The 24,790-nt window shown below is 66.9% G+C and carries 21 protein-coding genes and 1 pseudogene; 7 read left to right on the top strand and 15 right to left on the bottom strand.

Annotated elements, in window-relative coordinates; all coding sequences use genetic code 11:
• Nucleotides 1-17: 17 nt before the first annotated feature.
• Together FWJ47_RS07845 and FWJ47_RS07840 are read right to left on the bottom strand one after the other, a co-directional pair.
• Nucleotides 18-800: a glucose 1-dehydrogenase gene (locus tag FWJ47_RS07845; protein ID WP_147106494.1), complete on the bottom strand. Its 783-nt coding sequence runs from the start codon at nucleotides 798-800 to the stop codon at nucleotides 18-20.
• Nucleotides 797-2,191, bottom strand: coding sequence for a GntP family permease (locus tag FWJ47_RS07840; RefSeq protein WP_147106491.1), 1,395 nt, complete (start codon nucleotides 2,189-2,191; stop codon nucleotides 797-799). Before FWJ47_RS07840 ends, FWJ47_RS07845 begins: the two co-directional genes overlap by 4 nt.
• A gap of 168 nt (nucleotides 2,192-2,359) precedes the next feature.
• On the opposite strand from FWJ47_RS07840, the gene FWJ47_RS07835 reads away from it, so the two are divergent.
• Nucleotides 2,360-3,097: a FadR/GntR family transcriptional regulator gene (locus FWJ47_RS07835; RefSeq protein ID WP_147106487.1), complete on the top strand. Its 738-nt coding sequence runs from the start codon at nucleotides 2,360-2,362 to the stop codon at nucleotides 3,095-3,097.
• A gap of 24 nt (nucleotides 3,098-3,121) precedes the next feature.
• Here FWJ47_RS07835 and FWJ47_RS07830 read toward each other — a convergent pair whose 3' ends face one another.
• Nucleotides 3,122-4,072 carry a phosphoglycerate dehydrogenase gene (locus FWJ47_RS07830; protein WP_147106484.1) on the bottom strand — a complete coding sequence of 317 codons (951 nt, stop codon included), beginning with the start codon at nucleotides 4,070-4,072 and terminating at the stop codon, nucleotides 3,122-3,124.
• Nucleotides 4,069-5,523: a gluconokinase gene (locus tag FWJ47_RS07825; RefSeq protein ID WP_147106481.1), complete on the bottom strand. Its 1,455-nt coding sequence runs from the start codon at nucleotides 5,521-5,523 to the stop codon at nucleotides 4,069-4,071. Before FWJ47_RS07825 ends, FWJ47_RS07830 begins: the two co-directional genes overlap by 4 nt.
• A gap of 140 nt (nucleotides 5,524-5,663) precedes the next feature.
• Here FWJ47_RS07825 and eda point away from each other — a divergent pair, with 140 nt between their 5' ends.
• Both eda and FWJ47_RS07815 read left to right on the top strand, forming a co-directional pair.
• Nucleotides 5,664-6,314 carry a bifunctional 4-hydroxy-2-oxoglutarate aldolase/2-dehydro-3-deoxy-phosphogluconate aldolase gene (gene eda, locus FWJ47_RS07820; protein ID WP_147106478.1) on the top strand — a complete coding sequence of 217 codons (651 nt, stop codon included), beginning with the start codon at nucleotides 5,664-5,666 and terminating at the stop codon, nucleotides 6,312-6,314.
• 56 nt (nucleotides 6,315-6,370) lie between these two features.
• Complete coding sequence (locus FWJ47_RS07815; RefSeq protein WP_211358985.1) at nucleotides 6,371-7,219, top strand: GTP pyrophosphokinase; 849 nt, start codon at nucleotides 6,371-6,373, stop codon at nucleotides 7,217-7,219.
• Here the strand turns inward: FWJ47_RS07815 and thiD are convergent.
• The 3 genes from thiD to chrA all read right to left on the bottom strand — a co-directional run bounded on the left by thiD (nucleotide 7,216) and on the right by chrA (nucleotide 11,172).
• A complete protein-coding gene (gene thiD / locus FWJ47_RS07810) occupies nucleotides 7,216-8,046 on the bottom strand; it encodes a bifunctional hydroxymethylpyrimidine kinase/phosphomethylpyrimidine kinase (RefSeq protein ID WP_246126213.1) in 831 nt (276 codons plus the stop codon). The two genes, FWJ47_RS07815 and thiD, sit on opposite strands and share 4 nt — an antisense overlap.
• Before the next feature lie 101 nt (nucleotides 8,047-8,147).
• Nucleotides 8,148-9,842: a gamma-glutamyltransferase family protein gene (locus FWJ47_RS07805; RefSeq protein ID WP_147106471.1), complete on the bottom strand. Its 1,695-nt coding sequence runs from the start codon at nucleotides 9,840-9,842 to the stop codon at nucleotides 8,148-8,150.
• 100 nt (nucleotides 9,843-9,942) lie between these two features.
• On the bottom strand, nucleotides 9,943-11,172 hold the full coding sequence (gene chrA, locus FWJ47_RS07800) for a chromate efflux transporter (protein WP_147106468.1): 1,230 nt from the start codon (nucleotides 11,170-11,172) through the stop codon (nucleotides 9,943-9,945).
• 339 nt (nucleotides 11,173-11,511) lie between these two features.
• On the opposite strand from chrA, the gene FWJ47_RS07795 reads away from it, so the two are divergent.
• Complete coding sequence (locus FWJ47_RS07795) at nucleotides 11,512-11,727, top strand: helix-turn-helix transcriptional regulator (RefSeq protein ID WP_147106463.1); 216 nt, start codon at nucleotides 11,512-11,514, stop codon at nucleotides 11,725-11,727.
• Nucleotides 11,728-11,889: 162 nt separating this feature from the next.
• On the opposite strand, the gene FWJ47_RS07790 is transcribed toward FWJ47_RS07795, so the two are convergent.
• The 3 genes from FWJ47_RS07790 to FWJ47_RS07780 form a co-directional block, all read right to left on the bottom strand.
• Nucleotides 11,890-12,216, bottom strand: a complete 327-nt coding sequence (locus FWJ47_RS07790) for a GntR family transcriptional regulator (RefSeq protein WP_246126212.1) — start codon at nucleotides 12,214-12,216, stop codon at nucleotides 11,890-11,892.
• Complete coding sequence (locus tag FWJ47_RS07785) at nucleotides 12,209-12,688, bottom strand: hypothetical protein (RefSeq protein WP_147106457.1); 480 nt, start codon at nucleotides 12,686-12,688, stop codon at nucleotides 12,209-12,211. The genes FWJ47_RS07790 and FWJ47_RS07785 overlap by 8 nt, the downstream gene beginning before the upstream one ends.
• 789 nt (nucleotides 12,689-13,477) lie before the next feature.
• A complete protein-coding gene (locus FWJ47_RS07780; RefSeq protein WP_147106454.1) occupies nucleotides 13,478-13,972 on the bottom strand; it encodes an NUDIX hydrolase in 495 nt (164 codons plus the stop codon).
• A 396-nt stretch (nucleotides 13,973-14,368) separates the two neighbouring features.
• On the opposite strand from FWJ47_RS07780, the gene FWJ47_RS07775 reads away from it, so the two are divergent.
• Nucleotides 14,369-14,785 carry a hypothetical protein gene (locus tag FWJ47_RS07775; RefSeq protein ID WP_147106451.1) on the top strand — a complete coding sequence of 139 codons (417 nt, stop codon included), beginning with the start codon at nucleotides 14,369-14,371 and terminating at the stop codon, nucleotides 14,783-14,785.
• Between the two features lie 71 nt (nucleotides 14,786-14,856).
• Here the strand turns inward: FWJ47_RS07775 and FWJ47_RS07770 are convergent.
• The 5 genes and pseudogenes from FWJ47_RS07770 to mptB (FWJ47_RS07750) form a co-directional block, all read right to left on the bottom strand.
• Nucleotides 14,857-15,666: pseudogene (locus tag FWJ47_RS07770) on the bottom strand (IS481 family transposase); the annotation flags it as partial.
• Nucleotides 15,667-15,788: 122 nt separating this feature from the next.
• A complete protein-coding gene (locus FWJ47_RS07765; RefSeq protein ID WP_147106448.1) occupies nucleotides 15,789-16,793 on the bottom strand; it encodes an AEC family transporter in 1,005 nt (334 codons plus the stop codon).
• A gap of 12 nt (nucleotides 16,794-16,805) precedes the next feature.
• Entirely contained in the window at nucleotides 16,806-18,134 is a 1,329-nt protein-coding gene (locus tag FWJ47_RS07760) for a glycosyltransferase family 87 protein (RefSeq protein ID WP_246126211.1), read from the bottom strand.
• Nucleotides 18,131-19,846 carry a polyprenol phosphomannose-dependent alpha 1,6 mannosyltransferase MptB gene (gene mptB / locus FWJ47_RS07755; RefSeq protein WP_147106444.1) on the bottom strand — a complete coding sequence of 572 codons (1,716 nt, stop codon included), beginning with the start codon at nucleotides 19,844-19,846 and terminating at the stop codon, nucleotides 18,131-18,133. Before mptB (FWJ47_RS07755) ends, FWJ47_RS07760 begins: the two co-directional genes overlap by 4 nt.
• The gene (gene mptB, locus FWJ47_RS07750) at nucleotides 19,839-21,518 is read right to left on the bottom strand and encodes a polyprenol phosphomannose-dependent alpha 1,6 mannosyltransferase MptB (RefSeq protein WP_246126210.1); all 1,680 of its coding nucleotides are present in this window, start codon (nucleotides 21,516-21,518) and stop codon (nucleotides 19,839-19,841) included. Before mptB (FWJ47_RS07750) ends, mptB (FWJ47_RS07755) begins: the two co-directional genes overlap by 8 nt.
• Nucleotides 21,519-21,595: 77 nt before the next feature.
• Between mptB (FWJ47_RS07750) and FWJ47_RS07745 the strand changes: the two genes are divergently transcribed.
• Nucleotides 21,596-22,801: an FUSC family protein gene (locus FWJ47_RS07745; protein ID WP_147106441.1), complete on the top strand. Its 1,206-nt coding sequence runs from the start codon at nucleotides 21,596-21,598 to the stop codon at nucleotides 22,799-22,801.
• An 84-nt stretch (nucleotides 22,802-22,885) separates the two neighbouring features.
• Nucleotides 22,886-24,727, top strand: a complete 1,842-nt coding sequence (locus FWJ47_RS07740; RefSeq protein ID WP_147106438.1) for a thiamine pyrophosphate-requiring protein — start codon at nucleotides 22,886-22,888, stop codon at nucleotides 24,725-24,727.
• Nucleotides 24,728-24,790: the final 63 nt, after the last annotated feature.

The raw sequence follows: 24,790 nt of genomic DNA, 5'->3' as shown, positions 1-24,790 counted from the left end.
TTCCTCGGCGCCGCGGCTCAGACCACGGCCGTCATGCCGCCGTCGACAAAGATGTTCTGCCCGGAGACAAAGCTGGATGCCTCGGATGAGAGGAACAGCAGGGCCCCTGCCAGTTCGTCGAAGCTGCCCCACCGCCCCGCCGGGGTGCGGGCGCGCAGCCAGGAGTCGAAGGCCTCGTCCTCCACGAGCTCGCGGTTCATCTCCGTGGCGAAGTATCCGGGCGAGAGGGCGTTGACCTGAATGTTGTGCCGAGCCAGGTCGGCGGCCATGCCCTTGGTCAGCTGCGCTACCCCGCCCTTGCTCGCCGAGTAGGGGGCAATGGTCTGGCGAGCCAGCTGGGACTGCACCGAAGCGATGTTGATGATCTTCCCGGATCCGCGCTCCACCATCGAGGGTGTGACGAACCGAGAGACGTAGAAGGCGCTGGAGAGGTTGGAGGCCAGCACCGCGTCCCAGTCGTCCGGGTCGAACTCGTGGATGGGCGCCCGACGCTGCAGTCCCGCGTTGTTGACCACGATGTCGGGAGTGCCGTGCTCCTTGAGCAGAGCTTCGAGGCCCTGCTCGACGGCGTCCTTGTCCGTGACGTCGAAGCGGACCGAGCCCGCAGGCTGCTGCCCGCGCTGCTCGATGAGCTCAGACGTCTCAGCCAGCGCTTCGGCGCTTCGTCCGTGCAGGATGACTCGTGCTCCCGCCTCGGCGAGGGCCAGGGCGAGCGCTCGGCCCAGTCCGCGGGAGGAGCCGGTGACCAGCGCGAGCCTGCCGGTGATGTCGAACAGCTGGGTCGCTCGCGAAGCCGTCACAGCAGAGACACTCCGGCGTAGACGACGGACACCAGCCCGAAGCCGATCAGGGACTGCAGGCCCTGCTGCACGGTCCAGACCTTCAGGGTGGTCTTCACGTCCATGCCCATGAGCCGGCCCACCAGCCAGAAGCCGGAGTCGTTGACGTGTCCGGCGAACACCGAGCCCGCGGCGGTGGCGAGCACGATGCAGGCCACCTGCAGCTCGCTGAAGTCGCCTGCGACCACAGCGGGAGCAGCGAGGCCTGCCGCGGTGACCAGCGCCACGGTTGCTGAGCCCTGAGCCAGCCGGATGGCTGCGGCAATGAGGTATGCGGCCAGGATCACGGGCATGCCGGTGCCGGAGAGGGCCTCGGCGATCGCCTCGCCGATGCCGGATGCCTGGAGCACCCCGCCGAACATGCCGCCGGCGCCGGTGATCAGGATGACCGAGCAGATGGGGCCCAGAGACGAGTCGAGCAGCTTCTCGAGGGCGGTGCCGTTCTCGCCTCGGCGGTATCCCAGCAGGAAGCTTGCGATCAGCACCGTGATCAGCAGGGCGATCGCGGAGTTTCCGAGGAAGCTCAGGGTCTCCACCCACAGCTCGTCCTCGTTGACCACCCCAGCGGTGGCCAGGGTGTCCAGCCCGGTGTTGAACAGGATCAGCGTCATGGGGGTCAGCAGCAGACCGATGATGGTGCCCACGTGCGGCGGGTTGGAGGGCTGATCGTCATCACGCTCACCGAAGATGGTGGGCGTGGGCACGAAGATTCGATCACCCACGTAGCGGCCCCACATGTAGCCGGCGATGTGCCACAGCGGGTAGGCGATGATCAGGCCGATGAGGAGCACCAGGCCGATGTTGGCGTCGTAGAAGTCCGGGCTGGCAGCGGTCACCGGGCCCGGGTGGGGCGGCAGGAACACGTGCATCACGGAGAAGGCGGCCGCGGTGGGGATGCCGAAGGTCAGCACGGACTTGTCCGAGATGCGGCGGGCGACGGCGAACACGATGGGCAGCATCATGACCAGGCCCGCGTCGAAGAACATCGGGAAGCCCAGCAGCAGCGAGGCGATGCCGAGGGCCATCGGCGCCCTCTTCTCGCCGAAGGTTGAGATCATCTTGTCCGCCAGTGCTTTGGCGCCGCCGGAGTGCTCGATCAGGCGGCCCAGCATCGCGCCCAGCGCGACCAGCAGGGCGACCCCGGCAAGGGTGGAGCCGAATCCGTCGGTCATGACGTCGTACACGCTGCCCATGGGGACCCCGGCGACCACAGCGGTCAGCGCGGAGACGATGATCAGGGTGAGGAAGGCATGAACCTTGAACTTGATGATGAGAAGAAGGATGAGCGCGATGGCGCCCACTGCGATGGCCAGAAGCGGCCCGGTGCCCAGTGTCTGGGTCCAGTCGTCCATAAGAATCTCCGTTGAATCTGCAGGAACTCGTGCTGACCGCTTCTGACGTCTGTGTCAACGATCACACGAAGGAACGTGGAAGAGCTTGCCACAAACGTCATACCTTTTTCAATCATTAGGCACACCTGTGGTCATGGCGTGTGGCGCAGATCCCATAGTGTGGAGCTGGTGCCCGCACTTCTCCGCGGCCCCGACCAGAAGAAAGCAGGTCTTGTGCAGCCCTCACACAACTCTGTGCTCGATGACCTCGGCAGACGCATCGCCGGCGGGGAGATCCCCTCCGGCACGGTGCTCACCCTAGCCGGGCTCGAGGCCGACTACCAGGTGTCCCGCACTGTCATCCGTGAGGCCGTCCGCGTCCTGGAGTCCAAGCACATGGTGGAGTCCAAGCGGCGGGTGGGCGTCACCGTGACCCCCATGTCCCGGTGGAGCGCATTGGACTCCGCGCTGATCTGCTGGCGGCTGGACTCCCCCGCCCGCCCCCAGCAGCTTGTTGCGCTGACCGAGCTGCGCGTGGCCGTTGAGCCTGCCGCCGCACGGCTGACCGCCCTGCGCGCCTCCGAGGAGGACCGCACTGAGATGGGCCGGCTCGCGCACGTGCTGCAGACCCTCGGCGACGCCGGCAAAGGCGACACCGAGGAGTACCTCGCCGCGGACATCGCCTTCCACAACCTGCTGCTCGACACCTGCGGCAACCTGATGCTCGCCGCGCTCAAAGAGCCGGTGGCAGAGATGATCAGCGGCCGGCACAACGCTGGCCTCACCCCCGGCGACCCGGTGGAGGAATCCCTGCACAACCACGTCGAGGCCGCCACCGCGATCGTCCGCGGCGACGCCGACGCCGCCGAGAAGTATGTGCGGGCCTACTGCGACTCCATCCTCAACGAGGTCCGCACGCTGGGCTGAGCTCGCCCCTTGGCGCAGTCCCGGTCAGACGATGGGGCTGGGCGGCTCCTCGCCGCGCATAGCCGCCAGGAGGTTCTCCACCGCCGCAGAGGCGGTGCGTGCCACGGACTCCTCGCTGTGCGCCCCGGAATGCGGGGTGGCAACCACCCTGGGGTGCCTCACCAGAGGGGAGCCGGTGGGCGGCTCGGTCTCATAGGCGTCCAGCCCGATCCCGTGCAGCTGACCAGCGTCCAGGGCCTCGGCCGCTGCCTGCTCGTCGATGAGCCCGCCGCGAGCAGTGTTGATGATGATGCCGCCCTGCGGCATGCCCGCGATCCGCTGCGCGGAGACCAGGTGGCGAGTGTGCTCGTTCAGCGGAATGTGGAGGCTGAGGACGTCGCAGCTGGAGAAGATCTCGTCCTGCCCGGCAGGGGTGACGCCGAACCCGCGGATCTGCTCCTCGGTGAGACCAGGGTCGAAGCCGCAGACGTCCATGCCGATGCCGGACGCCATCCGCGCCAGACCTCGCCCGATGAAGCCGAGGCCCAGCACGCCCAGGCGGCGGCCGGCCAGCTCGATCCCCTGGAAGCGCGGCCACTGGCCCGCGGCCACCGCCGAGGAGGTCTGCGGGATCTGCCGGGCGACGGCGAACATCAGTCCCAGCGCAAGCTCTGCGACCGAGTGCCCGTTGGCACCGGGTGCGTTGGTGACGCGGACCTCCGCCCGCTGGGCAGCCTCCAGGTCGATCCGGTCATAGCCGACCCCGTACCGGGCAATCACGCGCAGACTGTCCGCCGCGGCGAAGACCTCCTCGGTGAAGCTGTCCAGGCCGGCGATCACGCCTTCGACTCCGTCAAGCGCTTCGATGAGCTCATCGGGAGCCATAGGCCGTCCGTACGGGTTCACCGTGATCTCCGCACCCGCCTGCCGCAGAGGGTCAAGCGCGGGGTGGTCGGGCTGCTTGGAGAGCGAGGTGGGGGTGATCAGGACCTTCATGCAGCATCCTCCTTCGCAAGGCTCGCCGACCCGGGGTGGGTGCGGGTGTAGCCCTCCAGGTATCGCTGGAACTGAGCGGCGTAGTAGTCGGCAAGCTCCGGCCGAGGACGGACCACCCGTCGGCTCTCCTCCCGGAACGCCGGCTGGTCCTCGTCCAGGCCCAGTGCCCGCAGCCCCATGCGCACGGCGCCCACCACGGAGCTGTGCTGCAGCTCCGAGAGCTCCATGGGAACCCTGAAGACGTCAGCGACCAGCTGCGTCCAGAACGGTGAGGACAGCACCCCGCCGGAGAGGATGATCCGCTCCGGGGCGCCGTTGAGCGCGGTCAGCTCCCGGTAGCAGTGGTAGAGGGAGAGGGTGACCCCGTGCAGCACGGACTGGTACATGTCCGCCCGGCTGTGCGAGGGATGCAGCTCGAGGAAGCCGCCGCGGCGCTGGTCCTGCCAGCCCGGGCACCGCTCCCCGAAGAGGAAGGGCATGAACAGCGGCAGGTCCCTGACCTCATCCGAGAGCTGAGGCTCAATATCCGCATAGGTGGTGCCGGGCTCGAACAGGCGGTCCTTCGCCCAGTCCACACAGTTGGTGCATCCCGAGGCCGCCGCCCCGGAGAGCCATCCCACCGGCGAGCGGTAGGACCAGGTGCTCATCCTCGGGGAGAACGAGGGCGCCTCCGCGGCCAGGCGCAGCGCACCCGAAGTCCCCATGGAGAAGGTCATCTCCCCCGGGCTGGTGGCGGCATTGCCCACCTGGTTCATGCCGCCGTCGGGGCCGGGCACCAGCACGCGCACCCCTTGCTCCATGCCGAGCAGCGCGGCGGCCTCCGCCTGAAGGGGCGCGGTGGTCTCGCCGTCGGTGAGCTCAGGCAGGTGCACCTCGGTCAGACCCAGCTCCGTGAGGATCTCCTGGTCCCAGGCGCAGGTCTCTGCGTTCAGCAGTCCCGTCCCGGACGCCTGGGAGACGCTGGTGGCCCTCCAGCCGGTCATCCGGGCGAAGTTGTAGCTGTTCTGGTCAAGCACCGTCCCGCCGCTGATGTCCACCCCGTTCTCGCGCAGCAGCATCAGCTTGAACGCCGGGTAGATCGCGTTGACCATGCATCCGGTCCGGCGGTAGAACCACTCGGTGAACTGCTCGTCCTGCCGCAGGTTCGCGCAGAGATCCTGGGCGCCGGTGTAGGACCACTCCTGCACCGGCGAGATCTCATTGAGCTCTGCATCGCGGAGGGTCAGGCCGTGCCAGGTGCCGGAGAGCGCGACGAGGTCCACGCTGTGCCCCAGGGCTGACTCGCGGCCCAGCGCCATCAGCTGGGTGAAGATGCTCTCGGCATCCCTGACGGAGGTGTCCGGCCCGTCGACTTCGAAGCGGCGGGTCTCCACTATGGTCTCTTGCGTCTCGGTGTCGAACAGCATCGACTTGGCCGAGGTGGTGCTCGCTTCCAGCGCGAGGATCTTCATGCAGTCGCATCCTTGAGTCTGCTGAGGAGAAAAGAGGTCACTGCTGCTCAGCAGCGGGCATCCTCGCCCGGGCCTCGCAGCTCCCCAATGGTATGATCATTTCTGCCTAAAAGTGAAGTGCAGCACAGGAAAGGCCAATGATGTCCGCCAGCACAAGCACTGTCCTCGACCGGCTCTCCGCCGTCGGGGTCATCCCCGTCATCGCCCTCGACGACGCCGCGCAGGCCGCGCCGCTGGCTGAGGCGCTCGCCGAGGGAGGTCTGCCCGCCGCGGAGATCACCTTCCGCACCGACGCCGCCGCCGAGGCCATCGCCGCAGCCGTCCAGGCCCGCCCTGACGTGCTCGTCGGCGCGGGCACAGTCGTCGCCGCCGAGCAGGTCGACGCCGCCGCCGACGCCGGTGCCCAGTACATCGTCTCCCCCGGCACCTCCGCCCGCGTCATCGAGCGCGCCCAGCACCGAGGCCTGCCCGTGCTGCCCGGCGCGGTCACCGCCACCGAGATCCAGGCAGCCCTCGAATGCGGCCTCGACACCGTGAAGTTCTTCCCAGCCGGCACCTCCGGGGGCCCGGCCGCCATCAAAGCGCTGGCAGCACCCTTCGGGGGGCTCAGCTTCGTCCCCACCGGCGGGGTCAGCCTCAACAACCTCGCCGACTACCTGAGCCTGCCGGCCGTCCGCGCCGTCGGCGGCTCCTGGATCACACCCCAAGGGGCCCTGAACGCAGGCGACTACGCCCAGATCAGGCACCTGGCGGCTGAGGCGGCGGCCGCCGTCGCCGAAATCCGCGGCTGACCGCTCGGCTGAGTCGGTCTTCACATTCCTGCCGGGATCGGGAGACAATCATGCCCATGGAGCCAACCCAGGCACTCACTTCGCCCGATGAGACGCTCGGCGGAGCAGGTCATCCCTATCGCAAGCTGCTCGATCAGCTGACCACCAACGCCGACTCCAACGGGTCCGCCTCCCATCTCGACCGGATGATCGACATTCGTCGGCAGCTGACCGAATTCCAGCTGCACTACAAGTTCGGGATGGACGAGGTCCTCACCAAGATCAACGTGCTGCGGGAGGAGTTCGAGCACACGCGCGACTACTCCCCCATCGAGCACGTCAACTACCGTCTCAAGACCCTGGAACGCATCCTCGAGAAGACGGACCGGTACGGCTGCGAGCCCACTCTGGAGTCCATCCGGCACAGCATCCGCGACATCGCCGGCATCCGCATCACCTGCAGCTTCGTGTCCGATGCCTACTGGGTCGCCGAGATGCTCTGCTCCCAGCCCGATCTGCGCGTCGTGGAAGTCAAGGACTACATCAGCCGGCCCAAGCTCAACGGCTACCAGTCCCTTCACGTCATCCTGCAGGTCCCGGTGTTCCTCTCCAACCGGACGGAGTTCGTCTACGTGGAGGTCCAGATCCGCACCGTCGCCATGGACTTCTGGGCCTCGCTGGAGCACAAGATCTACTACACCTACGAGGGCGAGGTGCCTTCCGAGATCCTCGACGAGCTCCGCGACGCCGCGGACAAGGCCTCCGCCCTGGACGCCCAGATGGCTGAGATCCGCGACAAGGTCACCGCCCTGCGCAGACAGGCGCCCCGGGCCGACGAGCCGGACCCCGCCCAGTGGTTCGCCGGCGACGGCCGGACCCCTGTCTGGAACTGGGACGACATCGTCCAGCGCTCCGAGAACAACTAAAGCTCGTACGTCGCCGCGTGGTGGATGGGACCGCTGCCCCGGCCGACGCTCAGCTGGTCCGACTGCCGCAGGGCGGCGGTGACCCAGGGCTTCACCTGGTTGAGGCTCTCCTGCCAGGACAGTCCTCTGGCGCGCAGTGCGGCGAAGGCCGCTGAGACCGAGCAGCCGGTGCCGTGGGTGTTCTTGGTGTCCACCTTCGGCGAGCTGAGGCTGTACGCCTCCGGGCGGCCGTCCGTTCCCTCCGGGAAGACCAGAGTGTCGACGACGGCCTGCTGGGTGAGGTGCCCGCCCTTGGCCAGCACCACGACGTCATGCGTGTCAGCGACCCTTTCCGCCTGCTCCACCAGCTGCTCCGGGGTCTCCGCCTCCTCCGCCCCGGCCAGCAGGGCGAGCTCGGGGGCGTTGGGGGTGATGAGATCCGCGTGGTCCAGGAACCCGATCAGCGCCTGCTCCGCCTCCTTCTCCAGGAGCCGGTCCCCGCTGGTGGCAATCATGACCGGGTCAACGATGAGCGCCGGACGCGCATCTGCCGCATACGTCTCCTCCCACCAGGAGGTGATGGTCTCGATGATGCCGGCGGTGCCGAGCATCCCAGTCTTCACTGCGTCCACCCGGACATCGTCGGAGACGGCATCGAGCTGGGCGCGGAGGAAATCCGTCGGCGGGGCGTGGATCTCCCGGACCCCCTGGGTGTTCTGGGCCACCAGGGCGGTGACTGCGCACATCCCGTACGCCTCGAAGGCGGCGAAGCTCTTCAGGTCCGCCTGGGTCCCGGCGCCGCCGGTCGGGTCGGTCCCAGCGATCGACAGGACATTGGGGATCGGCATAACCATTCCCTTCGCGAGTGCTGACTCACAGGTTCGACGGGTGTTCTCTCAGCCCGCGGCGGTCTTGCGGGCACCCCGTGGTGTGCTCCCAGCCTAGTGGATCAGTCTCCGATGATCGCGTGGGCGCCGTCGCGGCGCGAGTCGTCGGGGCCGGTGAGCTCGCCGGTCTCGTAGTCGATCTCCAGCAGCTGCACGGAGCCGAAGCTGGGGGACTCCCATTCCTCGGGCTGCCAGCCCTCCTGGGACAGCTCGTCGAGGAGCGCTTCGTCGTGGCCCTCCTCCAGGTAGAGGGAAGAGTCCTCGTTGCGGAATCGCAGGGCGTCCACCGCCTCCTGGGCGCTCATCCCGTGCAGGTACCGCAGGATAAGGGCGTTCGCCGTGGTGGGGAGGATCTGCGCGCCGCCCGGGGTGCCGATGGGCATGATGGGGCGTCCCTGGTCATCCATCACCACGGTCGGGTTCGACCAGGTGACGGAGCGGCGTCCGGGCTCGGGCTGGTTCATCTCTGAGTCGAAGGTCTCGAAGCGCATCAGCGAGTTGTTCATGAAGTAGCCGTCCACTCCCTTCCCTGAGCCCCAGAAGTCCGTGATGGTGTTGGTCATCGAGACCGCGAGCCCGTCCTCGTCCACCACCACCAGGTGGGTGGTGTTCGGCGCGGAGGCGTCGGGGTCGCCGGAGGCCGTCTGGGCACCGGAGGCCTGAACCTCGGCGTTCGCCTCAGGGTCGGTGAGCTCACCGGTGTCGACCTCTACGAAGTTGGGGTCGCCGAGATCGTTGTGCATGGTCTCCTCCCCCGCGGCCCACGCCTCGGAGAGGGTGCTGATGTACTCCGCGGATCCGGGCTCCATGTCGCCGATGCCGTTGTGCTCGGCGATCTGCAGCGTCTGGATGAGCGCGGCTCCCGGCAGCCCGGGGGCCGCGGAGGCGATCTCATAGTCGCCGAATGCCCCGGTGGCCGGCTCGCCCTGGATCACTTCGTAGTCGGCCAGGGATTCTGCGTCGATCCCATCGACCTGCTCGACGACGGACTCGGCGAGCTCACCGGTGTAGTAGTCCTCCCACCCGGCGTCCATCAGCTGCTGCATGGTGTCTGCGAGCTCCGGCTGGACCAGGTCGTCCCCAGCCTCCAGCGGGGCCCCGTCCGGGCTGAAGGCCTCCAGGTCAGAGAGGTACTCGGGGCCCCACCCCCCGCCGATCCGCTGGGAGAGGTAATCGCTGACCTCGAAGCCCTCCTCGGCAAGGTCACGGGTGGGCTCCAGCAGATCAGCCCACTCCTGGGTGCCGTAGTCCTCGTGCAGCTGGCCCATGCCGGCGACGAACCCGGGGATGCCGGTCCCGGAGTCGGGGATCTCGCCGTCGTTGCTGACCACCTCACGGAAGTCGTAGAAGACCGGGTCGCCGTCCGGGCCGGCGAGGATCACCGAGCCGCCACCGCCGATGCCGGAAGCCGGGGGCTCCACGGCGCCCACTGCGAAGGCGGCGGCGATCACGGCGTCCACCGCGTTGCCGCCCTCAGCCAGAACCTCCTCACCGACTTCGACCGCGAGGGGGTGCCCGGCGCTCACCCCCTGCTGGGCGAGGCGGGGGGCCTCCTCGGCCTCGTCCTCCTCATCGGGCTCCGCCTCAGGGGCGTCCTCACCGAGGTCCTGGCCGGGCTGGGCCTCCCCGGTGCCCTCTGCCTCCTCGGCCGGCTCCGGCTCGTCCTCGGTGATGCCGCAGGAGGCCACGGCCAGCACAGTCACCGCGGCGACCGTGCTCAGGCGCAGCCGAACAGTTCTCTCACCTGTCGCGCTCATCGTCGAAGACCCTCCCGTGGGATCAGCTCAGCAGTGCATGGGGCAATCCCGTGCAGTGTAGGAGGTCAGCGGCCATGATGCAGGTCCGCGGCCTGGACGTTCACAGCATGGCCCAGCCGGCCAGCCCGGCCGCGAGGACCACCGCCCAGGCCGGGGCCTTCCAGCTGCGCAGCGCCACGAAGGCGAGCACCGCGATGACAAGCCCCCGGGTGCCGACGTCCAGCACTCCGGCCGTGAACACCGGATCATAGAGGGCCGCTCCGAGGATCCCGACGACGCCGGCGTTGAAGCCCATCAGCACCCTCTGAGCGGTCCGGCTGAAGCGCAGCCTCTCCCAGTAGTGCAGGCAGCCGATGATCAGCAGCGCACCGGGCAGGAAGATCGCGATCAGCGCGATGACCGCACCGAGCAGTCCGTGTGCGCCCGCATCACCGGGTGCAGCGCCGAGGAACCCGGCGAAGGCGAAGAGCGGGCCGGGCATAGCCTGGGCAGCCCCGTAGCCGGCGAGGAAGACATCGGGGTCGACGACGCCGGTCTCTACGGTCTCGGCCTGCAGCAGCGGCAGGACCACATGCCCGCCGCCGAAGACCAGGGCGCCTGCCCGGTAGAAGGTGTCGGCCACCTCTGCGGGGCCGGCCGCCCCGGACCAGACGAGCAGCGGCAGGCCTCCCAGCAGGAGGAGGAACCCGGCGATCGCGCTCCAGGAGGCCCAGCGCGGCAGGCGGACGTGGAACGCGTCCTCGGTGCTGCGGGCCTGCTCCTCCGGCTGCAGCCAGAGGAAGCCGATGAGCCCTGCCGCGGCGATCGCTGCCACCAGGACCAGCGGGTGGGGCGCCAGCAGCACCGCGCCGGCGGCCAGTGCGGCGAGGGTGGCCCGCGGCGCATCCGGGGTCATGGTCTTCGCCATGCCGAGCACCGCGTGCGCGACGACGGCGACCGCGGCCGCCTTCAGCCCTTGGACCCATCCGGCTTCGGCGAGGTCTCCGGCGGCGGTGACTCCGTAGGCGAAGGCGACCATCAGCACCGCGGAGGGAAGGGTGAAGGCGATCCAGGCGGCGAGCATTCCGCCTGCCCCGGCCCGGTGGAGGCCGAGGGCCATTCCCACCTGGGAGGAGGCGGGGCCGGGCAGGAACTGACAGAATGCCACGAGGTCCGTGTAGGCCTTGTCGGTGAGCCATTTCCGCCGCTCCACGAATGCCTCACGGAAGTAGGCCAAGTGGGCGACGGGCCCTCCGAAGCTGGTGGCGCCCAGACGCAGGAAGATGAGGAAGACCTCCAGCGCACTCCCCCGCTGGGCTGGTGTGCGCTCCTGCTCAGACTGCTCGGACATGGCCTCCATCCCATCCTTCGAAGGTGAACAGCAGGAAAACTACACCAGCAGCAGCTCGGCGATCAGCGGCAGAGTGATGAGGCTCAGGGCCGTGGAGGCCACGAGGATGGCCGCTGCGAGGCGCCCATCGCCGTCGTACTCCTCGGAGAAGAGGAACATGGACCCGCACCGTTGCCCGCCATAACGGTCGTTTGCCGCGAGCTTCCGGGCATCCGACCGCCTTAGACCGTCACTGACGGTAACCGCCTGCTGAGCGCCGTCACGCCCAAAAGTGGTCGTAAAACGGTCGCACCCGTTTTTCACGAGAAGGGCACAGTCACCGCCGGACACAGTCAGGGTATGGCTCACAAGATGCTCACCAAGGACGATCTCCCCCGGCTGATGACCCGACGCGAAGTTGCGGAACACCTCGGTGTCGCCGAGGGAACACTGCGCAACTGGAACTCCGCTGGCCGGGTCCCAGCACCCGTGAAGTACGGAACCTCGACCGTGCGGTACGTGCCGGATGATGTTGAAGAGTGGGTGCGTGACCGTCGAGAACCGATGCTGGCCTGATCATCCGAACCTTTCGCATCGACCCCTCGGACACTGACCAACTTGCGGGGCGATGCGCGTCTTGGCGGCGGGGTAAGTCAAACGCGGCGTCCAGCATCAGTATGACCTGCCCTACCCCGACGAGGGTGATCTGTTGCACCGCATCGAATGGCACACCTCTGGTCACCAGATTGCTCGCACTGCGTTGAGCAGGTCTTCGGTGCTGATGTCGGTATCCTTTGCGCAAGCGACGGCGGCGCGCAGATGACCGAGCAGCTCACCAGGCAGGACCGCTGGCTGTTCAGCGACCCGCGTCCCAGAGGCTCCGCGGGTCACGATGATCCCTTCCGATTCCAAGGTTCGGTAGGCCTTGGCCGCAGTGCTGGGGGCGACCCCCAGATCACGGGCAGTCTGCCGAACCGAAGGGAGCCGGTCTCCGGCACCCAACCGCCCGGAAAGAATCAGGCCCCGGTAGTGATCCGCGATCTGGGCGGAGGTGTACTCAGCCACGACTACCGAGCCTCTGGCCATGTGCAAAACCCCGGTCGGCCACAGCTGCACTGTTCCGCGGCCTCAGTGCGACCGTGACGACGAGCAGCAGCAGCACATACGCGACCGTCTCCGATGCGTAGGAGGCCCAGGTCAGCGGTGTAGAGAGGGCCGCGAGACTGGACTCCCAGGTGAGTCCGAGTTCCTGCATGGCCAGGCTGCCGCCGGACGACGCTACTTCACTCAGTGCCCGGGCCAGGGTGGCGAGGATGACGCCGGTTGAGAACCACAGGGTCAGAGTGGAGAGCGTTGAGCGCGAGACTTCCTCCTCAGACACCGTCTGCGCTTGGAAGAATGGTCGCGCGGCGTTGACGTGCAGTGCTGCGAGCACCAGTGCCACCAGCAGCAGGGCTGCGCCGGCCACGGGGATCCCGTAGGCCCAGCCGAAGAAGACTGTCGCAGCCGAGGTCTCACCCCCGGGATCGATGGTCAACCAGCGATAGATCCCCTCGGAATTCGGGCTGGACGCCGCCCCCGCAAACGCAACGAGCCCCAATATCGCCACAGTTGTTGCGACAAGAAGCGATATCTGACCCTTGCTGGCGAAGGAGCGCAACGTTCGCGGGCGAGACGGGGCCACCCGAGCCTCAGGTGAATACCTGAACACGCGCAGGAGCACAAGTACACAGACAAGAATCACACTGGCACCGAGCAGCATCTCCGCGTGTGTCCACCAACGATATTCCTCCCTCAGCGGGTCAGCCCAAGCCCAGCGAGGCAGAAGACCATCAGCGAAGTAGTGCACGATCATCAGGGCCGCACTGGTTCCCAGCACCAGCAGCACCGCACTGTCGGGTCGAGACCCGCGTACCAAGCGCTGAACCTGAGGCAGCCCCTTCCGCGGGCCGGGTAGCCACAGGCAGGCAACGATCACAGCCGCCACCAGCAGCGGGGCCAGAGCAAGGTAGATAGCAATGGGAAGCACGAGTGTCTCCTCGAACGAAGTTTGGTTGACCTATCGGTTATGTACTGCCATCACGGTACAAATCATGTACCGGCACTGCAATACAAGGGTCGGCCGACTCGCGACGAGGCTTAGTTCTTCGAAAAGTTGTGATCGGTCCGCCAGTGAGGCAGAGACCTCAGGCATAACATGCAGATGCCACAGATCGGCGACGATGGGAATGCCGACTAGTCACTGACTGGCTTCTGCGCCCCTGAGGAAGCGAGACTCCCCGATCTCAGTGCTCACCGTGGCACTGACCTGACCAGTCGAAAGTTCTCAGGTCTCCTCGAGGGTGTTCCTGACGAAGCTGCGGACACTGTCGGTCGTTGTCAGTTCGTTGATGATGCTGGTCCGGTTGAACCATCGCGCGGCATCAACCTCGCTGATCCGAGCGCTGATCGGGTCTGAGTCCTCGGCTTCCAGCAGGTACATCATGTCCATGTGGATGTGCTCGATGTCCTTGTGAGATTCAGGGATGAGCTGAGCCGCCATCGCAAACGGTGTGGGCAGCTGCGCCTCGTCATTCGCGGTCAGGGCCAGGTCCATTGCTCCGGTTCCAATGTGGTGAGCGTTCACCCCTGTCTCCTCGAGAATCTCTCGGGTGACCGTGTCGCTGGGGAACTCGTCCGGGTCTACGTGCCCACCCGGTGGCAGCCAGCGTTGGAGGCCCTTGTGGAAGATCATGAGCATTCGCGTGCGATCAGGATTGACCACGTACCCGGTGGCGGTGAACTGCTTCTTCATACCTGCGGCGCTGCTGATAAGTGACATGCTAAACCTCCCCTGGGGTGCCGTGACGCCCGGCCAGCGTATCCCCCGGTGGCTGCCTGCACAGTCAGAAGATCTTTGCCGCAGCGAGGTGGGGCCTTCAGTATCGAGGTAAACCCTTTTCAGGGTGTACCTCGAAGCGCACTGGTCCTGGAACAGCGTTCAGGCGCGAGAGCCGAGGACCGGTGAATCAGTACCTGCCAGACCCTTGAGACTCTCCTGAAACGCACACTAGGGTGCCGCACAGTTCACTCGCTACGTCAGGACCGCACATGGGCAAGCCCCGCACCTCAGAAACTGCAGCACTTCGTCTTCTACCCCACCAAAGCTGCCCTGACACTCAGCAGGGAGACTGCTGAACCCGTGCGACGCAGTTTCCTCCTCTTAATCCCGCTAACGATGGCCGGATCGTTCTTCGTGTCCTGCACGGATGAGGCCGATAGCCCCTTGGCGACCTATGAGCCCACTCAGCCCGGGGCCGGAGATATGTCCCTGTTGCAGGGCGAGTTCCACCTTGAGGACGGTTGCGCCTACGTGAAGGCTCAAAGACACCCAGACGACCCCGAACTGTCCTATTACTTACCGCTGTTCCCTGATGAGGAGGTCCAACTCCTCGACGGCGATGCGCTCGAATACAACGACACGAGGTATCAGAACGGGGACCCTATTGATCTGGGCGGAGGAGGACCACGTCATACCTTGGACGAAGCGATAGCCGACGACGCCCTCCCAGAGAACAGTTCGATATCCGAGGACTGCCGAGGAGACGCGCGGATGTTCACCGTGGCTTCAGAAGCACGTTACGGCTCTTCCTGAGCACCCTCGGGCTGCAGGACTTTAATGCTCCTGCTGGTCTGCTCACCGTCTGCCTCTTCAACCGCAGCCCCTCGCTCGATCTTTCCGTTGGTCTGTGGCCTGCGAGGTCGAGTCCGGCGATGCCTGATCCCGAGCTGGACGCATGTCTCTGACCACAAGCGTGAGACATAGGCCGAGCCGTTGTCCGATAGCACCCGGCGGGTGATGATCCCGCGGTCGGCAAACCACTCCACAGCCCGGGTAAGCACTTCAACGGCCGTCGCAGCAGTCTCCTCGTCGTGGACCTCTGCATAGGCCACACGAGAGTGATCATCGATCACCGTATGCACGAAGGCATACCCCATCTTCGGGTTGCGATACTCGTTCTTCGGCTTCCCGGGCGTCGTTGCCCGATTCCTGTTGCCTTGGGAACGACCCACGAAGCGCCAGCCACCACCGTCAGGGATGTTGCCGAGCTTCTTGACATCGACGTGCAGCAGGTCCCCAGGAGCAACGTGTTCGTAGCGGCGCACGGGCTCACCGGTGGCACGGTCCACGTGGGAGAGCCTGGGCAGCCCGCACCGAGTCAACACCCGGTGAGCAGTCGATGCAGCGACCCCGGTCGCGGCGGCAAGCTGGACCGGGCCGAGGCGTTTGCGAAGCCGCAGCGACACGATCCGCTTCATCACTACCGGAGGCGTCTTTGAAGGCATCCGGTGTGGACGGCTGGAGCGATCAGTCATTGGTTCCCCGGCTGCGTACCGGGCCGCCCATCGCTTAACGGTAGGCCACGCGCATTGGAATCGGGCCGCGACTTCGGAGATCGGAACACCTTGATCGATGACCAGTTGAGCGACCTTCAGACGGTGACGCGGGGTCAGAGCAGCGTTAGCGTGGGACATGGGAGCCTCCTGTGCGTGAGCGGATACCTAGGCAGTTCCACTCCACCGCAGGAGGCTCTCCTCGCGCCAGTGTTCAGATCAGCGGATCACACCGACTTAACCAACGTCCCCGGTCAGTACACCTAGATCAGCATGAACTCAGCGATCAAGGGCAAAGTGATCAGACTCAGCGCCGTAGACGCGACGAGGATCGCCGCAGCCAGTCGGCCGTCGCCGTCGTACTCCTCAGAGAACAGGAACACCGTGGTGGAGGAGGGGGTGGCGGCGATGATGATGAGCACGCCTGCCCAGATGGGCCCGATGGAATCGTAGAACGGAAGGATCGCCAGCCAGGTCGCCGCCGGAAGGGCGATGAGCTTCACCAGAGTGGCCACGGCAATCGGGGCCTTGGGCACTCCACCGCTGCGGACGCCCTCCAGCGCCGGGTGCAGGGCCAGGCCCACGCAGAACAGCGCCAGCGGCACCGCCGTCTCCCCCAGCATCGCGACCGGCTCGTCGAACAGCGACGGCATCTGCAGCGGCGTGAAGACGATGATCAGCGCCAGGGCGATGAACAGCATCACCGGGTTCAGCAGCACTGCCCGCTTCAGGATGGGCCAGACCACCCGCCGCCACAGCTCCCCCAGGCTGCCCAGCTCGCCGTCGGATGCGCGCAGGGTGTTCACCGTGGTGCGCACCAGCGGGTAGCCGTTCATATACAGGATGTTGTGCAGGGTATGCACGATGCCGGCCACCAGACCCGCCTCCGGCCCGAGCACCCCGATGCTGATCGGGATGCCGAAGTAGCCCACATTGCCGAAAGTCGCCGAAAGGGAGGTGGGGGCGGCCATTGCGTCCGGCGCCGCACCGGCCGGAACCTGGGAACGAGTCATCCACTGGGCCAGCACGTAGATGATCACGGAGAGCACCGGGGTGACGATCACAGGGATGAGCATCGCCATCACCGGGTACTCCGGAACCGGCGGGGCGGTGACCATCGCCGTATAGACGAACGTGGGCAGCGCGAAGTAGAAGACGAACGCGTTCAGATGCGGGCCCGCCTGCCGGAAGCGGCGCACGAACCCGGAGGCGAAGCCCACCACGATGACCAGGAACATCGGAGCGATCACGCTGAGCATCTCAAGCATCGGCGCTCCCCCTCACCACTGAAGCTTCAGCCGCGCCGGCTCACCGCGCCCGGGAAGGGTGAAGACGCTGTCCCGGCCGGCGACTGTGCCCGCCAGGGGGTCCTCCCCGCCGTGGGCTGCCCGTACGACGTCGTGCTCAGGCTTGAGGATGTCCCTGACCACCAGTGCCATGATCCAGATGACCGCGGCCATATGCCCCACGATCCCGATCCCGTAGGCAGCCTCGATGAGGTGGTGGCCGCCGCCGAACTCGCCGCCGGAGGTGATCTTCGCGCTCAGCAGCCACACCGCCGCCCAGTGGAACGCCTCAATGGCCATCCAGATGATGAACAGGCGCACCCGCGGCAGCGCCAGGACGAACAGCGGGATCAGCCACATCACGAACTGCGGGGAGTAGACCTTGCCCAGCAGGATGAAGCTGGCGACGATCAGGAAGCACAGCTGGGCCATCCGCGGGCGCTGGGGCGCGGACCAGCCCAGCCAGGCGATGGCGAGGCAGCACAGCAGGAACAGCCCGTTGGACAGCAGGCTGAACCCCTCACCGTTCAGGGGAAGCCAGGTGAACGCCAGCCACATCGAGGAGAAGCTGACCTCCCTCTCCGAGGAGAACCGGTAGAAGGTCGCCCACTGGTCGAACTGGATGAGCATGAACGGCAGGTTCACCGCCAGCCAGGTGGCCGCACCGGTGATCAGCACGGTCACGACGTCGCGGATCCGCCCGGCGCGCACCGCCAGCACCAGGATCGCGCCGAGGAAGAAGAGGGGGTAGAGCTTCATCGCCGCGCCCAGCCCCAGCAGCACCCCGGCCCAGCCGGGACGGGACCGCCCCCACAGCAGCAGGCCGAAGGAGCCCAGGAAGACAGCCCACATGTCCCAGTTGATCGACAGGGTCAGGATGATCCCCGGCGCCAGCGCAACCATCAGCGCGTCCTTTCGACGCTTCCGGGCCGTGGACAGGGCGGTGATGATGACCACCCCGATCCAGCCGAGGATGGCCGCCAGGTGGTTGAGGTCGTAGAAGGCCAGGGTGCGCTCCGCCGTGGCTCCGGCGCCCGGCAGGATCAGATCCACCGCGGCGGCCATGGCCCCTGCGACCAGCGCGATCAGCACTGGGTACTCCATGACCTGGTCCGGGGGGACGTCGTCCACGAACGGGAACAGCCCGTCGGCCAGGCCGCGTTCGCCGTAGAGCAGCGAGAAGTCCGAATAGCACATCGCCAGGTGCTGGTCCGGGTCCGTCCACCCGTTCATTCGGCACCACTGCACGGCAAGAACGGAGAGGGCCGCCCCCAGGACCGTGGCCGCCAGCAGCGTCCACAGCAGCTTCGATCTCAGATTCACGTACCGGCTTTCTGCTCAGAGTCCTCCTGGGAGAGTTCAGCGGCCCGCCAGGAGGCGTCGGGCGTCGACAATTCTCTCAGCCTCAGCCACCCGTCAGCGGCATTCCACCGCTCGGAGCGGTCCCGGAGGGTGAACATGCGGGAGGTGGAGGGGTCGAACACCGCCAGGTAGATCAGGTACAGGGCGGCGACCCCGGCGGCGATGCCCCGGACCACCCACTGGTCGATCCACTGCGGCACGGAGAGCTGACCGACCATCGACAGCAGCACCATCGCCGTGATCAGCACAATGATGCTGGTCATCACCCGGCCCCGGTAGGCGTGCACCACGGCGTAGAGCGGCAGGATCCACAGCACGTACCAGGGCTGGATCACCGAGGAGGCCAGGACGACGACGGTCAGCCCGTAGGCCGACCACAGCACCGGGTTGCCCAGCCGGGGCTTCAGCAGCATGGCGGCCAGGGCGACGGCAGAGAGGATGCGGGCAACGTCGTAGACGGTCACTGCGACCGCGTCGGCGTCAAGGCCGCTGACCAGGGCCGCGAGCTCGCCGATGCCGATGCCGAGCAGTCCCACTGGTGCGCCCTGCAGCACGGCGGCTCCGGCGGACAGCGCCGCGGTGAACCAGCCGAGCCCCACGCCGAGCGCCAGTCCCCCGGCCACCAGCAGCGCACCGGCCAGGCTTCCGGCGAAGGCCCACTCGCGGACCCGAAGCAGGTAGCTGCGCGTATCGGGCAGGGCCAGCAGGATCACAAAGGGAAGCACCACCATCGCGATGGGCTTCACGGCCACGGCCGCGGTGACCAGCAGGACGGCGGCGAGGCGCTTGCGCTTCAGCGAGTACCAGGCTCCGGCGAGCATGAGCCCGATCATCAGCGGGTCGTTGTGGGCGGCGGGGAGGAAGACGATGAGGCTCAGCGGGTTCAGCACGCAGAGCCAGACGGCCCAGGCCGGCCGGGCGCCGAACGCCGCCGCCAGGCGAGGAATGTAGATGACCATCAGGACCACGCCGAGGACGGCCAGGGCCCGGAAGGCGAGAATCCCCAGCTCGGGGCTGCCGCCGGTGGCGAACCAGACGGTCTGGGCGATCAGAAGGAACAGCGGCCCGTAGGGGGAGGGCGATTCTGCCCAGAGCCCGTCCGCGCCTTCGGCGAACCATCCCGGCAGTTCTGAGACCCCGGACTCGTAGGGGTTCAGCCCGGCGTGGAGCACGCGGCCCTGCGCCATGTACGAGTAGACGTCCCGGGAGAAGATCGGCAGGCAGAGCAGCATCGGAGTCCCCCACATGATCAGGGCCCGTCTCATTGCCGCGACCGCCCCGGGACTGCGGACATCGACGCGCTGGATCAGCCGCAGCCAGGATCGCATCAGCAGCAGCGCGCCCACCACCAGCAGGATCGCGGAGGTGACCGCCCCGGCGTCGGTGGTGCGCAGCGGCAGCACCGCCGGGTGGACGGCGACTGCGGCGTGCAGCGGGATCCAGCCGGCGCCCCAGGAGCCGACCATGATCATCAGGGCGGCCAGCAGACCTTGCCGCATCGTGTGGGAGGCCTGCCCCTCCGGTCCGCCGATGAGCCACCTGGTGAGGACGAAGCCGCTCAGCCAGCGCCGTGCGGCGTTGGCGGCCCGGGTGATCCGGAAGCCTGCTGGCGCCTCCGGCTCGGGCCGCGTCGAGACCGGGCCTGTCTTGGGGTAGAAGCGGCCCTCAGGCACTGGACTCGGGCTCCCGTCCCGCCGCTGCCGGGCCACTGTCAGCATGAGCAGCCGGTGTGAGCTGCTCGTCCGCGTCCGCCGGCTGTTCGGCGCTGGTCTGAGCGGCCGGGGTCCGGCGGCGCCGCCATCCGCTCATCACCAGCCAGCGGGTGCCCGGGTCGATGAGGGCCATCAGGGCCAGGCAGACGTAGGAGATGGCGAGGGAGAGCAGCTCCATCTGCTGGTCGAGCTCGAGGAACTGGTAGATGGAGAGCTGGTCCGCAGCGCCGAAGGTCAGGAAGAACGCGACGGTGAAGACCACCCACTTCAGCTGCCAGTTGGGACGGATCCCGGTCATCGCGAACAGCGGCAGCAGCCACAGCAGGTACCAGGGCTGGATGATCGGTGAGAGCACCACCAGGGCGGTGAACGCCCACATCATCCGCTGGGTGATCTTTTGGTCGCTGCCGCGGAACATCAGCCACAGCACCACCGCGACGCTGCCGAGGCGTCCGATGAGCTGCAGCGTGTCCAAGGTCCAGTAGTGGGTCAGCCCCAGGTTGCTCAGCAGGCCGGAGAGCACCCCGTCGAGAATTCCGACGGGTGACCAGAAGACGCTGCCGGTGCCGGTGCCGGCCATCACCTCGACCCAGCCGAAGCCGTAGCCCTGCGCCAGGCCGATGCCCAGCAGCAGCGCCCCGGCGATCCCTGCGGTGGCGACCCAGTACCGAAGCTTCCGCATCCAGTCCGAGCCGGGGCCGGCCCACAGCAGCCCGATGAACGGCAGCAGCACCAGAGTGATGGGCTTCATCCCGATGGACAGCACGATCAGCACGGTGGCGAGGACGCCTCGGCCGTGAGCGGCGTACCAGATGCCGGCCATGGCGAAGCCGACCATCAGTGCGTCGTTGTGAGCACTGGAGATGAAGCTGATGATCAGCAGCGGGTTCGCCACAGCGATCCACTGGGCCCTGGCGCCGTCGACCCCGTGGAGGGCGGCGAGCTTGGGCAGGAAGATCATGATGAGCACGACGCCGCCGGCGCAGGCCAGGCGGAACAGGAAGATGGCCAGATCCGGGGCGTCACCGGCGACCCGCATGACAGCGGCTTCGATCCAGAGGAACAGGGGGCCGTAGGGGGTTTCGTCTTCGGCCCAGACAGGGTCGGTGCCGAGGTGGAACCAGTTGTCGAGCGCGGAGACCCCGGTGACGTAGGGGTCCTGCCCGGCGAGGACGAGCCTGCCCTGGTTGAGGTAGGCGAAGACGTCTCGGGAGAAGATCGGGATGGCGATGAGCTGCGGCAGGCTCCAGAGCACCACTGCGATGTTGACGGTCTTCAGGGCGCCGGGCGGCCATTGGACTTTCCCTGTGCCGAGGTCGTGCCGGCCGGCACGGGCGGCGTCGTCGTGCTGTGTGTGGAGCTTGGCCTCGCCCAGGGCTTTGCCGAGCCGCAGCCAGGCGCGGAACATCACCCAGCAGCCGAGGGTGAGCAGGACGGTGGAGAGGATGACGCCGTCGGATTCGGTGCGCAGCCGGATGACCCAGTCCCAGCGGGCGATGGGCGAGACGGCGATGAGCCAGCCGACGCCGAAGGAGCCCAGGAGGAGCAGAAGGGATCCGATGAGCCCTTCGAGGAGGGGACCCCGGGTGCCCGGAAGCGCGCTTACGGCGCGTGCGGGCCTGGGCATCGTCATTGTCCACATCCTACCGGCCGGAACGGGCGCAATAGACTGGCAGTTCCGCGTCGCGGAGCGACTCAAAGGAGGGCCCGATGGCCACTGTGCCAGCAAGACCGGAGACTAAGCAGGACCGGAGGGGATCCGGGAAGCAATCCAGCATCACCAGGATCGCGCGCGGGGCAGCGCGACGCGCGCGAGACCTCCGGAGCCGTCCCGACTTCGTCACCGATCTGCTGCAGATCATCAAGGCAGTGATCGCCGGAACGTCCGCCTGGTGGTTCGCCGTCTATGTCTTGGAGTCCCCGCTGCCGTTCCTCGCCCCGTGGACGGCCCTGCTGACTGTTCACGCCACGGTCCATCGGTCGTTCTCCCACGGTGTGCAGACCACTGTCGCCTCGGCGATCGGGGTGGCTATCTCGTTCGTGATCGGCTCCTATCTGGGTGTCAGTGTGTGGACGTTCGCCTTGGCGCTCTTCATCGGTGTGGCGGCTGCGCGCATCAGGTGGATCAAGGATGAGGGAATAGCGATCGCGACCACGGCCATTTTCGTGCTGGGCAGCGGCTTCTCGGAGCAGGAGCCGCTTCTGGACGAGCGGCTTTTCGAGGTGGGCGTCGGCGTCGCGGCGGGCATCGCGGTGAATCTGCTGATCGTCCCTCCTCTGCGAGACCGGCAGGCCGCTCGCCACGTCGACCGTGTCAACGAGCGCATGGGTGAGGTGCTCACTGATATGGCAGACGAGTTCTCCGCCTCTTGGGAGACGGATAAGGAGGACTCGTGGTTCCAGGAGACCGAGTCGATCAGCGCTGAGCTGAGCTCGGCGTGGTCGGTGGTCCGCTTCGCCAGGGAGAGCCGCCGTCAGAATCCGCGTGGTTTTCTGCCGCTTCCCGGACGCGCCAGCCGACGGGCACGCCGGGAGCGGCACGGTGAGCAGGTCAGCTATGAGGAGATTCTGGGTCGCTCTGATGAGGGCATCTCCCACCTGCGCCTGCTGGCTCGCACCCTGCGCGAGGCCTCATACGCCGAGGGCTCCTGGGATGAGAAGTTCCGGGAGCGGTGGGTCGCGATCGTCAGGGACACCGGGGAGGCCATCGCTGACCCCGACGCCCCCGTCGAGCCCATCAATGACCGGTTGGTCCAGCTCGCCTCGGACATGTCCGACGACGACGAGCTGCCGCGTGACCTGTGGCCGACCTACGGCTCCCTGATCACCAGCGTCCGCCACATCGTGATCATCGTCGATGATGTCGCCTCCGCCCGAGAGGCCCGCGAAGCGACCAGGCAGAACCCGAAGACATAGCCGTCCCAGGCCGTGGGAGTACATTGAGACGCAGATCATAGATCTGGCAGTGACGACCCGCCGCACGAGCAGGAGGAGATGCACATGGCTCAGGAACGACATGGACAGCCCAATAGCGCCGATTTTGTTGTTTCTCGACTGCTCGAATGGGGTGTTGAGCGCGTCTATGGGTACTCGGGAGACGGCAACAACGCCTTGCTGGGGGCGATAAGACGCTCCCAGGGCAGCGACCCGCGTCTTGAGCTGACTGCGGCCCGGCATGAGGAGCCTGCCGCTTTCATGGCGGTCGGCCACGCGAAGTACTCCGGGGAGGTCGGCGTGGTGACAGCGACTCAGGGGCCGGGCGCGATCCATCTGCTGAACGGCCTCTATGACGCCAAGCTGGACAGCGCCCCGGTGCTTGCGATCATTGGGCAGCAGCCCACGACCACCTTGGGGTCAGGGGATCAGCAGGAGGTCGACCTGCACACTCTTTTCCAGGATGTGGCGAGCTTCACCCTGCAGGTCTCTTCCCCGGAGCAGCTCCCGTTGGCGCTTGATAAGGCGTTCCGCCACGCGTTGAGCTCCTCGGGGCCGGCGGTGGTGATCATTCCTCAGGATGTTCAGGCTGCTCCGGCTCCCGAGATTCCGCATGAGCATGGGTATGTGCGGACCACCCCTGCATGGCGCACTCCAGTGGTGACGCCTGCAGCCTCAGATCTGGAGGACGCCGCACAGGTGATCAGCTCCGGTGAGCGGGTTGCCTTCCTGGTGGGGCAGGGAGCTCGCGACTGCGGGGACCAGGTGCTGAAGCTCGCGGAGAAGATCGGTGCGGGGGTCACCACCAGCTTGCTGGGGAAGCCTCACATCGATGAGAAGCACCCGTTGGCGGCGGGGACTATGGGGCATTTGGGCACGACAGCCAGTGCGCAGGTTCTCCTGAGCTGCGACACGCTTGTCATCATCGGCTCCAACAATCCATGGACCGAGTATTACCCGCAGCCTGGTGCGTGCAGGACCGTGCAGATCGACAACGACCCCTCGAAGCTCGGTGACCGGTACCCCATCGATGTCGGAGTCGTAGGAGATGCCGCCGCCTCTGTAGAAGCGCTGAGCGCCCTGGTGGAGACACGGGAAGCGGGCGAGTGGGCGGACACCGTTCGCCGGCTGGTCACAGAGGAGGAGAGTGCCGCGGCCCGCCGGTCCGAGGTGCCCATGCGGCAGGTCAACCCGGAGGCCGCTGTGCGCACTTTGAATCAGCATCTGCCGGAGGATGTCCTTCTGGCAGTGGACGTGGGCAGCTGCGTGTACTGGTATGCCCGCCAGATGGCTGTTCCCGAACAGGGCTCGGCGCATCTTTCCAGCACCTTGGCCAGCATGGGGTGCTCCATCCCCTACGCGATTGCGGCGAAGAATGCCGCATCGGACCAGCCAGCGGTGGTTCTGAGCGGCGATGGGGCCATGCAGATGCTCGGCATCAATGAGCTGATCACGGTGGCCCATATCTGGCGGCAGTGGCAGGACCCTCGTTTTGTGATGGTCGTGCTGAACAACGGGGACCTCGGCGAGGTCAGCTGGGAGCAGCGGGAGAAGGAGAACGAGCCGCGGTTCCCGGACAGCCAGGAGATTCCCTCGTTCGACTACGCGCAGTACGCCGAGCTCAACGGTCTTTTGAGCTTCACGGTCACCTCGCCGGATCAGTTGGCGCAGGCTTACAGCGAAGCTTTCGCCGCAGACCGGCCCGTCCTGATTGACCTGCGCACGGACGCAGACGCTCCTCTGCTGCCTCCGGTTCCGTATGCGCTGACCTTGGCGGGCCCGATGGATGAGGCGATGGCTGGTGAGCAATCAGGTGATCATCCTGCCGCGCTGATGCACCGCTACCTCGCGATCGAGCAGGACCGGCACCTGCCCACCGAGCATGAGGGCAGCGGCAGCGGCCTTTAGGCGAATCCGCGGGAAATGGCTGTCCAGGGCGGGCGCTGATGGCTGCGTCTCACGTCGCTGTCC

This window comes from Nesterenkonia populi (assembly GCF_007994735.1).
Classification (GTDB): Bacteria; Actinomycetota; Actinomycetes; order Actinomycetales; family Micrococcaceae; genus Nesterenkonia; species Nesterenkonia populi.
This window is presented reverse-complemented; position numbering and strand designations above follow the sequence as displayed.